This is a genomic window from Streptomyces sp. NPDC006510 (genome assembly GCF_040611955.1).
Taxonomy (GTDB): Bacteria; Actinomycetota; Actinomycetes; order Streptomycetales; family Streptomycetaceae; genus Streptomyces.
Window position 1 is genome coordinate 23,825 of sequence record NZ_JBEXPH010000083.1, and the last position, 13,101, is coordinate 36,925.

Below are 13,101 nucleotides of genomic sequence, written 5' to 3' on the forward strand. Positions count from 1 at the left end.
CTGTTCGTACGAGATGTCTCTCGCCCCCTGACAAATCCCAGCGTAGGTGCTGGAGCTACGGTGTGCGGGGGGCTGTGGATAACTGAGGAGACGCTCGACATGCCGCACAACGTTGCTCTGCTCGCCGCCGCATCCGGAGATCAGGGGCCCGGCAGCACGCTTCGTATCGTGCTGCTCGCCTCGCTCGTCGGAGCCGTGCTGCTCGGCTGGTTCCTGCTCCGCGGATACCGCAACGACGACAACAACGACTGAGTCGGCGTGAGCGTGCCCGGGACGCACGCATACGATGTGCGCGATGTCTTCCTTCCGACTCCCGAGCGATAGGTCCTGCCGAAGATGAGCCTCACGAGCACCGCGCACCAGCTGGTCACTCTCGCCTCCGAGGGCGGCGAGCACGGTGGCAACCACGAAAGCCTCAGCCCGTATCTCACCGGGGGCGGTGCGTTCGTCGTGCTGATGCTCCTGCTGTGGATCACCACTCGCTTCAACCGCGACCGCTGAGGCGAAGGCGTACAGCTGTGCCAGTAGGCTCTGCACGCATGGGAGAGCAGGAAGTGCCTACCGGCCGCGGAAAGCGCCGACTCGGCGTGATGGGCGGGACGTTTGACCCGATCCATCATGGACACCTGGTGGCGGCCAGCGAAGTGGCCGCCCAGTTCCACCTCGACGAGGTGATCTTCGTTCCGACCGGGCAGCCGTGGCAGAAGAGCCACAAGCATGTCTCCCCGGCGGAGGACCGTTATCTGATGACGGTCATCGCGACGGCGTCCAACCCGCAATTCTCGGTCAGCCGGAGCGACATCGACCGCAGCGGGCCGACGTACACGATCGATACTCTGCGGGACCTGCGCGCGATCCATGGCGACGCGGACCTCTTCTTCATCACCGGTGCCGACGCGCTCTCCCAGATCCTCACCTGGCGGGACGCCGACGAGCTGTTCTCGCTCTCCCACTTCATCGGTGTGACGCGGCCGGGGCATGTGCTCACGGACGCCGGGCTGCCGGAGGGCGGGGTCTCCCTCGTGGAGGTTCCCGCGCTCGCGATCTCGTCCACGGACTGCCGTGAGAGGGTCGCCCAGGGGGATCCGGTCTGGTACTTGGTGCCGGACGGCGTGGTCCGCTACATCGACAAGCGCCAGCTGTACCGCGGCGAATGAGCGACGCAGAGGGGCACCGGTGAACGACCGACAGAACCCGTACGACCCGTACTACCAGCAGCCGCAGATCATCGGCTACGACGAGTACGGGCAGCCGGTGTACCAGCAGCCGCAGCACGTCCAGCCGCAGGCGTACGACCCGTACGCGTCCCAGCAGCAGCCAGGACACCCATCGCAGCAGGCCCGGCAGCAGCCGCAACAGGCCGAGCAGGGGTACGGCTACGACCCGTACGCCCAGCCCCAGCAGCCGCAGCACGTCCAGCCGCAGGCGTACGACCCGTACGCGTCCCAGCCGCAGCAGCAACCCCAACAGCCGCAACAGCAGGCGTACGGCGGTTATGACGGCTATGGCTACGACACCGGTCAGCAGGCCGCCGCGGTCGACACCACCGAGCAGTGGAACATCCCGCAGCAGGCGGCCGCGCAGCCGTCCCCGCCCACACCCGCTGCGACCCCGCCGCAACCCGGGCCCGAGCCCGGCGCCGACGCGGAACCGGATGCGGCCGTTCCCGGACAGCGCCGCGCCGACCGCGACTACCGCACGGAGCAGTTCTCCTTCATCGAGGAGCCCGATGAGGACTCCGAAGACGTCATCGACTGGCTGAAGTTCACCGAGAGCCGCAGTGAGCGGCGCGAGGAGGCACGGCGTCGCGGCCGCAACCGCATGGTCGCGCTGATAGTCGTGGTGGCCCTGATCGTGGTCGGCGGTGTCGGCTACCTCTGGTCCGCCGGAAAGATCCCGGGCCTGTCCGGCTCGGAGAAGGACAACACGGCATCGACGGGCCCGCAGCAGCGGGACGTCATCGTGCTCCATCTGCACAACACCAAGAAGGGCGGCACCTCCACGGCGCTGCTCGTCGACAATGTGACGACCAAACAGGGCACCACGGTCCTGCTCCCCAACTCGCTCGCGGTCGCCGATGACAACGGCACCACGACCACCCTCGGCAAGTCCGTCGAGGACGACGGCACCACCGGCACCCGCGATGCCATCGACACACTGCTCGGTACCGACATCAGCGGCACGTGGCGGCTCGACACCCCGTATCTGGAGACCCTCGTCGATCTGGTCGGCAACATCGAGGTCGACACCGACACCGACGTGCCGGATGCGAAGAAGGGTGCTTCCCCTCTGGTGAAGAAGGGCGAGGCGCAGACCCTGAGCGGCCAGATGGCCGTCGCGTACGCCACCTACCGGGGGCCGGGCGAGGCCGAGACGAAGCAGCTCATGCGGTTCGGGCAGGTCGTGCGGGGCGTTCTGCGGAAGGTCTCGGACGATCCGAAGACCGCCACGGTCACCGTGCAGACGCTGGCGCAGATCCTCGACCCGTCGCTCCCCGAGAAGGACCTGGGCGCCTCCCTGGCGAAGCTCGCCCAGCACGCCAAGGTCGGCGACTACAAGACGGCACTGCTGCCGGTGCAGGCCGATGGATCACTCACCGACGCGGCCACCGAGAGCGTCGTCAAGGACATCCTGGGCGGCACGGTCAAGGCTCCGGCCGCGGACGCGGCGGTGCGGGTCGGCATCAAGAACGCCACCGGGAACGAGGACGGCACGGAGTCCGCGCGGATCAAGCTGGTCAACGGCGGCTATGCCTACGTCGGCGGTGGGACGACCGGGGCCGTGGCACAGTCCGAGGTGGTCTACAAGACCGCGGCGGACAAGGAGAAGGCGACGCAGGTCGCCAGGACCCTGGGGCTGCCGGCGGACGCGGTGAAGCAGGGCAAGCCCGCCGCGAACGTGGATGTGTCCGTCGTGCTCGGCCAGAACTACGAGATCAAATGACCCGTTTCCGGCCGCCCGGATGACGTCGATTTGGTCGTCGAACATTCACTGCGTGGGCTGTCGGCGGTCCGTGAGACCCTAGAGGTCGACCTGACCGCCGACGAAAGCCTGCTTGTGACCGCCACGGACCGCTCCATCGAGCTCATCAACGCCGCCGCCCAGGCGGCCGCCGACCGGCTCGCGCACGACATCATTGCGTACGACGTCAGCGACGTGCTGTCGATCACGGACGCCTTCCTGCTGGCCTCGGCCCCCAACGACCGCCAGGTCAAGTCGATCGTCGACGAGATCGAGGAGCGGCTCCAGAAGGAGCTCGGCGCCAAGCCGGTACGCCGCGAGGGCGACCGCGACGCGCGCTGGATCCTCCTCGACTACGTCGACATCGTCATCCACGTCCAGCACAGCGAGGAGCGGGTCTTCTACGCGCTGGAGCGCCTCTGGAAGGACTGCCCCGAGATCGCGCTTCCCGAGGACGCCGTCAAGACCCGCGGCAAGGCCGAGGAGCACGCCCGGCTCACCGGCAGCACGGAAGGTGAGCAGAGCTGAACGGCAGCGGAAGCGGCAGGGGCCGCAGGATCGTCCTCTGGCGCCACGGCCAGACGGCATGGAACCTGGAGCGCAGGTTCCAGGGCTCCACGGACATCGCGCTCACCGAGGCCGGAGTCGGGCAGGCCCAGCGGGCCGCCCGGCTGCTGGCCCCGCTGAAGCCGGATGCGATCGTCGCCTCCGATCTGCAGCGGGCGGCGGCCACCGCCGCCGAGCTCGCCGCGATCACCGGCCTCGAAGTCGCGCACGACGCGGGACTGCGCGAGACCTACGCGGGCGCCTGGCAGGGCCTCACCCATGAGGAGATCGTCGGGCAGTACGGCGAGCAGTACGCCGCATGGAAGCGCGGCGAGGCCGTGCGCCGCGGCGGCGGTGAGCTGGAGACCGAGGTCGCCGACCGGGCCGCCCCGGTCGTGCTCGGACACGCCGACAAGCTGCCCGAGAACGGCACGCTCGTCGTGGTCAGCCACGGCGGCACCATCCGCACCACCATCGGCCGGCTGCTGGGCCTGGAGGCGCACCACTGGGAAGGGCTCGGTGGGCTCTCCAACTGCTGCTGGTCGGTGCTGGGCGAGGGCGCGCGGGGCTGGCGCCTGCTGGAGCACAACGCCGGCACGCTGCCCGAGCCGGTGCTCGGCGACGACACCTAGGGTCTTTCGTTCGGATCAGGCCGGACCAGGGAGCCGGGTCCGGCGCCGCGCTTCTCCGTGTTGTCGCCGGTCGCCAGGGCCCACTCCTGCGCCGTGTGGCGGCAGCGGAACCCGGCGTCGGCCGGATTTCACTTTCTGGCAGGTCACAGGCTAAAGTTCTTCTTGTTCGCAGCGCGGAAACGCAGAGAAACACAGTGAACAGCGGGGCTATAGCTCAGTTGGTAGAGCGCCTGCATGGCATGCAGGAGGTCAGGAGTTCAATTCTCCTTAGCTCCACAATCAAGATCCCGTCCCGGCAGGGGGCGGGATCTTTGTATTCCATCCCCTGCCGAGGATCCGCTCGGTCCTGGCCCCTGCTGTCCATGGCGGCGCCCGGCCGCGCGTGAGTTCGCTCAACCCTCCCGGCGCCGCCGCAACACGGCCACCCGTGCCTTGCTCTCCTCGTCCGCCGGTGTGTACGCCACGATCCGGCACTCCGGCAGCCCGTTGACGGACAGCGACACCGAGGTCATCCGTATGTCCCCGGAAGATGCCCAGTGCCGGAAGGTCTTCACCCGGGGCCCGGGCGGGGCGACGTCCCCGCTGCGCCACAGCTCGGCGAAGTACGGGCTGGCGGCCGAGAGCTGTTCGACGAACGACTCCCAGGCGGGCTCGCCCGTATGGCGCCCGTACGCGCCCCGCAGCGTGGCCACCATGATCGGCAGCTCCTGCGTCCGGTGGACGACGGGACAGGCCTCCTCGGACACCGTGAACAGCGTCCACAGCACGTTGCGGACCCCCGTTCCCACGATCTCGGGGACGGCGAAAAGGTCGCGATAGGCGGGGTTGGTGGCCAGGACGTCGTATCTCGTGTTGTAGACCACGGCGGGGTGCGGATCGAGCGCGTCGATGATGCCCTGGATCTCCGGCCCCACCTCGATCGCGTCGGACTGCCTGCCGGGCGCGCAGGCCACCTCCGCCAGGTGGTAGAGGTGTTCGCGCTCCGACGCGTCCAGCCGGAGGGTGCGCGCCACGGCGTCCAGTACTTGCGGTGACGCGTTGATGGGACGGCCCTGCTCCAGCCAGGTGTACCAGGTGACACCGACACCGGAGAGCTGCGCGACCTCCTCGCGACGCAGGCCCGGGGTGCGACGGCGTAGCCCGGGTGGCATGCCCACATCGGCGGGTGTCACCCGCGCCCGTCGATTGCGCAGAAAGGCCGCGAGCTCCGGACGCCGCCGGTGCCGGCCCGCAGGATCCGCACCGGCATACCGGCTCGCCGGATCGGCCGTCCCCTGTGTCGCCTGATGTGTCGTCATCGTAGTAACACCCCCATGTTCGGTGCCCGGCAGGGGAGTTGCCAGGTGCTGCCAGTACCAGCATCAGCGGGCTCTCGTTACCCGTATGCGTCCACGGTCAGGCTCGATGCCATGACGACGGCCTCCGAGACAACTCCACGTTCCGTAACCAGTAAAGACTCCACCACTGACAACCGCTCCGGGAGAGTGCTCGCCCTGGTGCTCGCGGCTCAGTTCATGGCACTGCTCGACATCTTCATCGTCAATGTCGCCGCCCCGACGATCCAGAGCGAACTCGGCGCTTCCGGCGCCGGGTTGCAGCTCATCGTGGCCGGCTACACCATCACGTACGCGGTGCTGCTCATCACCGGCGCCAGGCTCGGCGACCTGCTCGGACACAGCCGGGCCCATCTGGCCGGGCTCGGCGTCTTCACCGCGGCCTCGCTCGCCTGCGGACTCGCCGCGGGAGCAGGGCAGTTGATCGCCTTCCGGCTGGTGCAGGGCGCGGCCGCGGCGGTGATGATTCCGCAGGTGCTCAGCCTCATTCAGCGCCACTTCACCGGTGAGGCGCGGATCCGGGCGCTCGGCGCCTACAGCGCGGTGCTCGCCACCGGAGCGGCTGCCGGGCAGGTGGTCGGTGGGGTACTGGTCAGCGCAGATCTGTTCGGCGCGGGATGGCGGCCGGTCTTCCTGGTGAACGTGCCGATCGGGATCGTTCTGCTGGTGCTCGGCATCCGTGTGCTGCCGCGCGAACCGCGTACCGCGCCCGGCCGGGCCCAGGCGCGGGCCCGCGGGCTCGATCTGCCGGGACTGGTGCTGCTCGCCGCCGCTGTCACGCTGCTCACCGTTCCCCTGGTGCTCGGGCAGGAGTTGGGCTGGCCGGTCTGGTCCCGGGTCTGCATGGCCGCCTCCGCGGGGTTCTTCGCCGGGTTCGTCGGATTCGAGTCGCGGCTGGCCGCGCGCGGTGGTGCACCCCTGATCGCACCCAGGGTGCTGCGCGTTCCCGGTATCGCCCGAGCCGCGCTGCGCATTCTTTTGGTGATGGCGATCAACGCGGGCTTCCTCTTTGCGATGACGCTGCACGTCCAGGGAGGTCTGGGGTACTCACCGTTGCGTGCGGGGCTGATGTTCGCGCCGACCGCGTTGGTGTTCGGTGTGACCGGACTGACCTGGCGACGGTGGCCAACCGGGCTCCAAGGGGCCCTGGTGCCCGGCGGGTTCGTGCTCGTGGCCGCCGCCGCCACGGCTGTCGGGCTGCTGATGCGTGGCGACGGTGACGGCGGGCCCGCGCTGTATGCGGCCTTCGCGATGGTGGGCGCCGGCCTGGCGCTGGGCTTCAGCCCCACCCTCACGAGGGCGCTGGCGGACGTACGTCCCAAGGACGCGGCGGATGCGAGCGGCGTACTGGTGACGGTCACCCAGCTCGGACAGCTGACCGGGGTTGCCGCGTTCGGCACGCTCTATCTCAACCGCCTTGATGCGCAAGGGGTGCAGGGGTCGGGGCATGCGTTGTGGATATGCGCCCTCGCGCTCTCCGCGGCCGCTGCGGCAGGTGCGGTGGTGGGTCTCGTGCGGCGTCGTTGAGCGGCCGGAACTCCGGCGGGCTGCCCCCCTTGCGGGGTCATGGCAGAATCGGAGCGCCGGAGGGGGCGACGGACCGAACGGGAGGGAGCGCGATGCCTGCGAGCCGCCACGAGGTCCCGGACCTGCTCCTTGTTCCAGGATTCCGCGCTCCCGGAGCTCCTGGATTCCCCGCTTCCGGAGATCCCGGATCCCCCGTCCCCGGATTCACCGCAGTCCCCGGACGCCGCGCCGAGAGCGGCGGAGCCCTCTGCGTGTGCTCCGCCCGCGGCCAAATCCGGAGCTGACCCATGGGTGCACACAGGCGGAAATGCGACTGGTGCGGCAGCGGTACGCCCATCGTCAGGGACATGGACCCGATCAATCCGGAGTACCAGTACTGGTGCGAGGAGTGTGCGCGGGCGCTGATCATAAAGGGCGACCCGATCGAGACCTATCGGGAGCTGGAGGGGGAGCCGATCTACGGTCGGCTCCTGGAGGAGCACTGCACGCTCAAGCGCTTCTACTCCTTCGCGAGGGCCTGAGCCCTTCAGCGCTGCCGCCCGCCGACCTTGACCCCAGGTACTGCGAAATCGGTCAAATCGGTACGGCCGGGAATCGATTTGGTGGACGGGTGGGGTCACCGGTAATGTTCTCGATGTCGCCGGGGAAACCAGGCGGCACACAGTACGGGGCTATAGCTCAGTTGGTAGAGCGCCTGCATGGCATGCAGGAGGTCAGGAGTTCAATTCTCCTTAGCTCCACAGTGAAGTACGAGAAGCGGGTCACTCATACAGAGTGACCCGCTTCTCGTATGCCCGCTTGCGTCGATCAGGACCGTCGCCACATCCTCGGTGCGTGTGCCCGTCACTCCCGCCACCCCGTCCCATGGTTCGGTCGCGCCCGGCCCCGTTCCGGGCCCGTGCGGTACCCTGACGCCATGCGTGCCGTACGCCTTCTGCTTAGCGAGCCGCGCTGATCAGTCCCGACCGGTGAGAATGCCTGGTCGGAATCGGCGCGGCGTCCCCTCCTGTGCGAGGGGATTTTTCGTTTCCGTAGACGCGTGTCCGTAGACATGGGCGCCGGCAGATGACGATCGATGGAGCTTTGAGGATCATGAGCGAGACGACTTCCGCAGCCGAGACGGCTGCGCCGCACCGCTACACGGCGGCGATGGCCGCCGACATCGAGGCACGCTGGCAGGACTTCTGGGACGCCGAGGGCACGTACGAGGCGCCGAACCCGACCGGTGACCTGGCGAGCGATCCGGAGCTGGCGGCCAGGCCGAAGAAGTTCATCATGGACATGTTCCCGTACCCCTCGGGTGCGGGCCTGCACGTCGGGCACCCGCTGGGCTACATCGCCACCGATGTCTTCGCCCGCCACCAGCGGATGACCGGGCACAACGTGCTGCACACCCTGGGCTTCGACGCCTTCGGCCTGCCCGCGGAGCAGTACGCGGTGCAGACCGGCACGCACCCCCGGGTCTCCACCGAGGCCAACATCGAGAACATGACCGCTCAGCTGCGCCGGCTGGGCCTGGGCCACGACAAGCGCCGCTCGTTCGCCACGATCGAGTCGGAGTACTACAAGTGGACCCAGTGGATCTTCCTGCAGATCTTCAACTCCTGGTACGACACCGAGGCCGACCGGGCCCGCCCGATCGCCGAACTGGTCGCGCAGTTCGAGAGCGGTGCACGCCCCACCCCGGACGGCCGTGACTGGAGCGCGCTGAGCGCCGCCGAGCGCGCGGACGTCCTGGGCGAGTACCGCCTGGCGTACGCCTCCGACGCGCCCGTCAACTGGTCGCCCGGCCTGGGCACCGTGCTGGCCAATGAAGAAGTGACGGCCGACGGCCGCTCCGAGCGCGGCAACTTCCCTGTGTTCAAGGCCAAGCTGCGCCAGTGGAACATGCGCATCACCGCCTACGCCGACCGGCTGCTGAACGACCTGGACGGGCTGGACTGGCCCGAGGCCATCAAGCTGCAGCAGCGCAACTGGATCGGGCGTTCCGAAGGCGCCCGCGTCGACTTCCCGGTCGACGGCGCCGGCAACATCACCGTCTTCACCACCCGCCAGGACACCCTGTTCGGTGCCACCTACATGGTGCTGGCGCCCGAGCACGAGCTGGTCGAACGGATCACTCCGGCCGCCTGGCCCGAGGGCACCCACGCGGTATGGACCGGAGGTTACGCCTCCCCGGCCGAGGCCGTCGCCGCGTACCGCAAGCTGGCCGCCGCCAAGTCCGACGTGGAGCGGCAGGCCGAGGCCAAGGACAAGACCGGTGTCTTCACCGGTGCGTACGCGACCAACCCGGTCAGCGGCGAGAAGGTGCCCGTCTTCATCGCCGACTACGTCCTGATGGGCTACGGCACCGGCGCGATCATGGCCGTGCCGGCGCACGACGCGCGCGACTTCGCCTTCGCGCGCGCCTTCGAGCTGCCGATGCGCTGTGTCGTCGAGCCGTCGGACGACCGCGGCACGGACCCCTCGACGTGGGACGACGCCTTCGGCTCGTACGACGCGAAGCTGGTCAACTCCGCCAACGACGAGATCTCGCTGGACGGTCTGGGCGTCGTCGACGCCAAGGCGCAGATCACCGAGTGGCTGACGGCACACGGCGTCGGCGAGGGCACCGTCAACTTCCGGCTGCGCGACTGGCTGTTCAGCCGCCAGCGCTACTGGGGCGAGCCCTTCCCGATCGTCTACGACGAGGACGGCACCGCCCACCCGCTGCCCGAGTCGATGCTGCCGCTGGAACTGCCGGAGGTCGACGACTACTCGCCGCGCACCTTCGACCCCGACGACGCCGACACCCAGCCCGAGACCCCGCTGTCCCGGAACGCCGACTGGGTCAACGTCACCCTGGACCTGGGCGACGGCAATGGCCCGAAGAAGTACCGCCGCGAGACCAACACCATGCCCAACTGGGCGGGCTCCTGCTGGTACGAGCTGCGCTATCTGGACCCGAACAACGACCGGAAGCTGGTTGACCCGGCGATCGAGCAGTACTGGATGGGCCCGCGCGAGGGGCAGCCGACCGGCGGTGTCGACCTGTACGTCGGCGGCGCCGAGCACGCGGTCCTGCACCTGCTGTACGCCCGCTTCTGGTCCAAGGTGCTGCACGACCTGGGACACATCTCGTCCGCCGAGCCGTTCCACAAGCTGTACAACCAGGGCATGATCCAGGCGTTCGTCTACCGGGACAGCCGCGGCATCGCGGTACCGGCCGCCGAGGTCGAGGAGCGCGACGGAAAGTTCTACTACCAGGACGAGAAGGTCAGCCGCGTCCTGGGCAAGATGGGCAAATCCCTGAAGAACGCCGTCACGCCGGACGAGATCTGCGCCGAGTACGGGGCGGACACGCTGCGCCTGTACGAGATGGCGATGGGCCCGCTGGACGTGTCGCGGCCGTGGGACACGCGCGCCGTCGTCGGCCAGTACCGGCTGCTGCAGCGGCTGTGGCGCAATGTCGTCGACGAGGAGTCCGGTGCGGTCACCGTCGTCGACACGGAGCCGGACGAGGAGACGCTGCGTGCGCTGCACAAGGCGATCGACGGAGTCGGCCAGGACATGGCCGGGATGCGCTTCAACACGGCGATCGCCAAGGTCACCGAGCTGAACAACCACCTGACCAAGGCGGGCGGCCCGCTGTCCCGGTCCGTCGCCGAGTCGCTGGTGCTGCTGGTGGCGCCGCTGGCCCCGCACATCGCCGAGGAGCTGTGGCGCCGACTGGGCCACACCGAGTCGGTTGTGCACCAGGACTTCCCGGTCGCCGACCCGGCGTACGTCGTGGACGAGACGGTGACCTGCGTCGTGCAGCTCAAGGGCAAGGTCAAGGCGCGCCTGGAGATCTCCCCGTCGATCACGGACGAGGAGCTGGAGGCGCTGGCCCTGGCCGACCCGGCCGTGGTGGCGGCGCTGGACGGTGCGGGTATCCGTAAGGTGATCGTGCGGGCACCGAAGCTGGTCAATATCGTCCCGGCGTGATGGCGCGGCGTCCCGCATAAGGCGCTGATGCACCCGCGCGGCGGTATGGGGGCGTTCCCCTACGGGCAGGTTGGGGGTTCCGAAGGAACCCTCGGCCTGCCCTTTCCGTTTACGGTAGAGGGGCTGGCACCGGCAGCCGAAACGACATCCGAGGGGCGCTCATGGAAGCCGTGATCCTGATTCTGGGGTTGCTCTTTTTCGCGTTCGTGGCCCTGGGCGTGTATGCGGGCGTCAAAGCCGTAGGCGCGGCGAAGCGCGGTGTGGACCGTACGATCACCCAGGCGCGCCGCACCGTCGAGGAAACCGCGTTGCGGGCCAAGAGCTACGGCCAGGTGGGCGTGGGCGGAGAGCTGGCGCAGCTGCGGCTGACACTGCGCACATCCATGCGGGCCACGCAGGAGGCGTTGCGGGCGGGAGCTGTCGAGGACGCTTCGCTCTCGGAGTCGCTGGGCCTCTTCCAGCGGCTGAGTGTGCACGGCCGGGAGCTGGACGAAGAGCTGAAGAAGCTGGAGCGTGAGCCCGACCGGGCGACCGTTGCCTCGCTGCTGCCTAGCCTGAAGCAGCGTACGGAGCGGATCACGCACTCTGCGGATTCGCTGCGGTGGGCCGCGCGTGACCGGGCGCGGCAGTTCACCGACGACGATCTGGACGCACTGAATGCGCAGATCGATGTGGAGGCGGGGGCGCTTCGGCACTGGACGGTGGAGACGGACGAGCCGGTCCGGGAGCAGGGCCGTCCGCAGGGCGATGCGAGCGGGCAGAGTCCGGGACAGGGACAGGGACAGGGACAGGGGAGTGGTCCGGTCGACGGTGTGGCCCAGGCGATCACGGCTCCGGACCCGCGACGACAGACCGGATACCCCTGGCAGAAGACGGCCCGGCCCGAAACGACGAACTGAGACGTTCGATGACCGACGGTGACAGGATGCGGACCGAAGAGATGGTCCGAAGAGATCATTCGGTCGGGGTCGGACTGCCGGGACGTGGACTCGCCAGGTAACCTCCCGCTCATGTCCCGCCATGTCGCGATCGTCACCGATTCCACGGCCTACCTGCCGCCCGAGACGATGGAGCGGCACGGCATCACCGCGGTGCCGCTGACCGTCGTCCTCGGTGATCAGGCTCTGGAGGACGGCACCGAGATCTCGGCCCGTTCCCTTGCGGTGGCGCTCCAGAAGCGTCGCCCCGTGACCACGTCCCGGCCGAGCCCCGAGGTGTTCGCCGCCGCGTACCGTGCGGCGGCCGGGGCCGGAGCCACCGGTATCGTCTCGCTGCACCTCTCGGCGGAGATCTCGGGTACGTACGATGCCGCTCTGCTCGCGGCGAAGGACGCGCAGGTTCCGGTTCGGGTGGTGGACACCGGGATGGTTGCCATGGCCCTCGGGTTCTGCGCCTTGGCGTCGGCGGAGACGGCGGAGGCGGGTGGAAGCCTGGACGAGGCGGTCGCAGCCGCGGAGAAGCGGGCCGCGGGCACCTCCGCGTACTTCTACGTCGACACTCTGGACTATCTGCGCCGCGGCGGCCGCATCGGTACCGCACAGGCGCTGCTGGGGTCGGCGCTCGCCGTGAAGCCACTGCTCCAGCTCGACGGCGGCCGTATCGAACTGCTGGAGAAGGTACGGACGGCCTCGAAGGCGATCGCGCGCCTGGAGGAGATCGTCGCGGAACGGGCGGGCAGCGGCTGCGTGGACATCGCTGTGCACCACCTGGCGGCCCCCGAGCGGGCCGAGCGGCTCGCCGAGCGGCTGCGTGAACGGGTGCCGGGGCTGGTCGATCTGCATGTGAGCGAGGTGGGTGCGGTGATCGGTGCGCACACCGGACCCGGCCTGCTCGGGGCAGTGGTCTCGCCGCGCTGACCCGGCCGGTCGGCCGCTCGCACATCAAGTGTCACCCCTCCGGGTGGCCGAGATATCCACAACTGGTTGGTTGTCCACCGGAATTGGGCCTGTTCAGCGGATTCGGGCAGATGTGCCTACCGTCGTGAGGCATGGCTCCCCGATCACATCGTGCAACCAGCGGAAGCGGCAGCGGCCCCGGCCGGGCCCCGGCCTCGGACGGCCGTGTTCGCAGCGGCCCCGGCGCCGGACCGGGTGCCGGCACCGGACCAGGCTCGGGGCCGGGTCCCGGGCCCGGTC

The 13,101-nt window shown here is 69.1% G+C and carries 12 protein-coding genes and 2 tRNA genes; 13 read left to right on the forward strand and 1 reads right to left on the reverse strand.

From position 1 onward, the window contains the following. The first annotated feature begins 99 nt into the window (after positions 1-99). The 7 genes from ABZY11_RS23905 (at position 100) to ABZY11_RS23935 (ending at position 4,415) form a co-directional block, all read left to right on the forward strand. On the forward strand, positions 100-252 hold the full coding sequence (locus ABZY11_RS23905; protein WP_356481109.1) for a hypothetical protein: 153 nt from the start codon (positions 100-102) through the stop codon (positions 250-252). An 84-nt stretch (positions 253-336) separates the two neighbouring features. Beyond that, positions 337-501 (forward strand): hypothetical protein, encoded by a 165-nt coding sequence (locus ABZY11_RS23910; protein WP_356481110.1) that lies wholly within the window; start codon positions 337-339, stop codon positions 499-501. A 38-nt stretch (positions 502-539) separates the two neighbouring features. After that, positions 540-1,157, forward strand: coding sequence for a nicotinate-nucleotide adenylyltransferase (gene nadD / locus ABZY11_RS23915; protein WP_124717753.1), 618 nt, complete (start codon positions 540-542; stop codon positions 1,155-1,157). A gap of 19 nt (positions 1,158-1,176) precedes the next feature. Further along, on the forward strand, positions 1,177-2,943 hold the full coding sequence (locus ABZY11_RS23920) for an LCP family protein (protein WP_356481111.1): 1,767 nt from the start codon (positions 1,177-1,179) through the stop codon (positions 2,941-2,943). A 114-nt stretch (positions 2,944-3,057) separates the two neighbouring features. Continuing rightward, a complete protein-coding gene (rsfS, locus tag ABZY11_RS23925; protein ID WP_124717755.1) occupies positions 3,058-3,489 on the forward strand; it encodes a ribosome silencing factor in 432 nt (143 codons plus the stop codon). Then, entirely contained in the window at positions 3,486-4,139 is a 654-nt protein-coding gene (locus ABZY11_RS23930) for a histidine phosphatase family protein (protein ID WP_356481118.1), read from the forward strand. Before rsfS ends, ABZY11_RS23930 begins: the two co-directional genes overlap by 4 nt. A 203-nt stretch (positions 4,140-4,342) precedes the next feature. After that, positions 4,343-4,415 (forward strand) — tRNA-Ala (locus ABZY11_RS23935). 116 nt (positions 4,416-4,531) lie between these two features. Here ABZY11_RS23935 and ABZY11_RS23940 read toward each other — a convergent pair. Then, entirely contained in the window at positions 4,532-5,437 is a 906-nt protein-coding gene (locus tag ABZY11_RS23940) for a helix-turn-helix transcriptional regulator (RefSeq protein ID WP_356481112.1), read from the reverse strand. A 195-nt stretch (positions 5,438-5,632) separates the two neighbouring features. On the opposite strand from ABZY11_RS23940, the gene ABZY11_RS23945 reads away from it, so the two are divergent. From ABZY11_RS23945 to ABZY11_RS23970, 6 genes are all read left to right on the forward strand, one after another. After that, entirely contained in the window at positions 5,633-7,000 is a 1,368-nt protein-coding gene (locus ABZY11_RS23945) for an MFS transporter (protein WP_356481119.1), read from the forward strand. A 287-nt stretch (positions 7,001-7,287) separates the two neighbouring features. After that, positions 7,288-7,521, forward strand: coding sequence for a hypothetical protein (locus ABZY11_RS23950; RefSeq protein ID WP_356481113.1), 234 nt, complete (start codon positions 7,288-7,290; stop codon positions 7,519-7,521). A gap of 146 nt (positions 7,522-7,667) precedes the next feature. Continuing rightward, positions 7,668-7,740: transfer RNA gene (locus ABZY11_RS23955), tRNA-Ala, on the forward strand. Between the two features lie 352 nt (positions 7,741-8,092). Then, a complete protein-coding gene (gene leuS / locus ABZY11_RS23960) occupies positions 8,093-10,966 on the forward strand; it encodes a leucine--tRNA ligase (RefSeq protein WP_356481114.1) in 2,874 nt (957 codons plus the stop codon). A gap of 161 nt (positions 10,967-11,127) precedes the next feature. Further along, on the forward strand, positions 11,128-11,865 hold the full coding sequence (locus ABZY11_RS23965; RefSeq protein WP_356481115.1) for a hypothetical protein: 738 nt from the start codon (positions 11,128-11,130) through the stop codon (positions 11,863-11,865). Between the two features lie 111 nt (positions 11,866-11,976). Continuing rightward, entirely contained in the window at positions 11,977-12,822 is an 846-nt protein-coding gene (locus tag ABZY11_RS23970) for a DegV family protein (RefSeq protein WP_356481116.1), read from the forward strand. Positions 12,823-13,101 lie beyond the last annotated feature (279 nt).

Excerpts from the sequence above, each read along its gene's own strand:
- ABZY11_RS23905 (WP_356481109.1), top strand. The coding sequence starts at position 100 with ATGCCGCACAACGTTGCTCTGCTCGCCGCCGCATCCGGAGATCAGGGG.
- ABZY11_RS23910 (WP_356481110.1), top strand. The coding sequence starts at position 337 with ATGAGCCTCACGAGCACCGCGCACCAGCTGGTCACTCTCGCCTCCGAG.
- nadD (WP_124717753.1), top strand. The coding sequence starts at position 540 with ATGGGAGAGCAGGAAGTGCCTACCGGCCGCGGAAAGCGCCGACTCGGC.
- ABZY11_RS23940 (WP_356481112.1), bottom strand. The coding sequence starts at position 5,437 with ATGACGACACATCAGGCGACACAGGGGACGGCCGATCCGGCGAGCCGG.
- ABZY11_RS23950 (WP_356481113.1), top strand. The coding sequence starts at position 7,288 with ATGGGTGCACACAGGCGGAAATGCGACTGGTGCGGCAGCGGTACGCCC.
- leuS (WP_356481114.1), top strand. The coding sequence starts at position 8,093 with ATGAGCGAGACGACTTCCGCAGCCGAGACGGCTGCGCCGCACCGCTAC.
- ABZY11_RS23965 (WP_356481115.1), top strand. The coding sequence starts at position 11,128 with ATGGAAGCCGTGATCCTGATTCTGGGGTTGCTCTTTTTCGCGTTCGTG.
- ABZY11_RS23970 (WP_356481116.1), top strand. The coding sequence starts at position 11,977 with ATGTCCCGCCATGTCGCGATCGTCACCGATTCCACGGCCTACCTGCCG.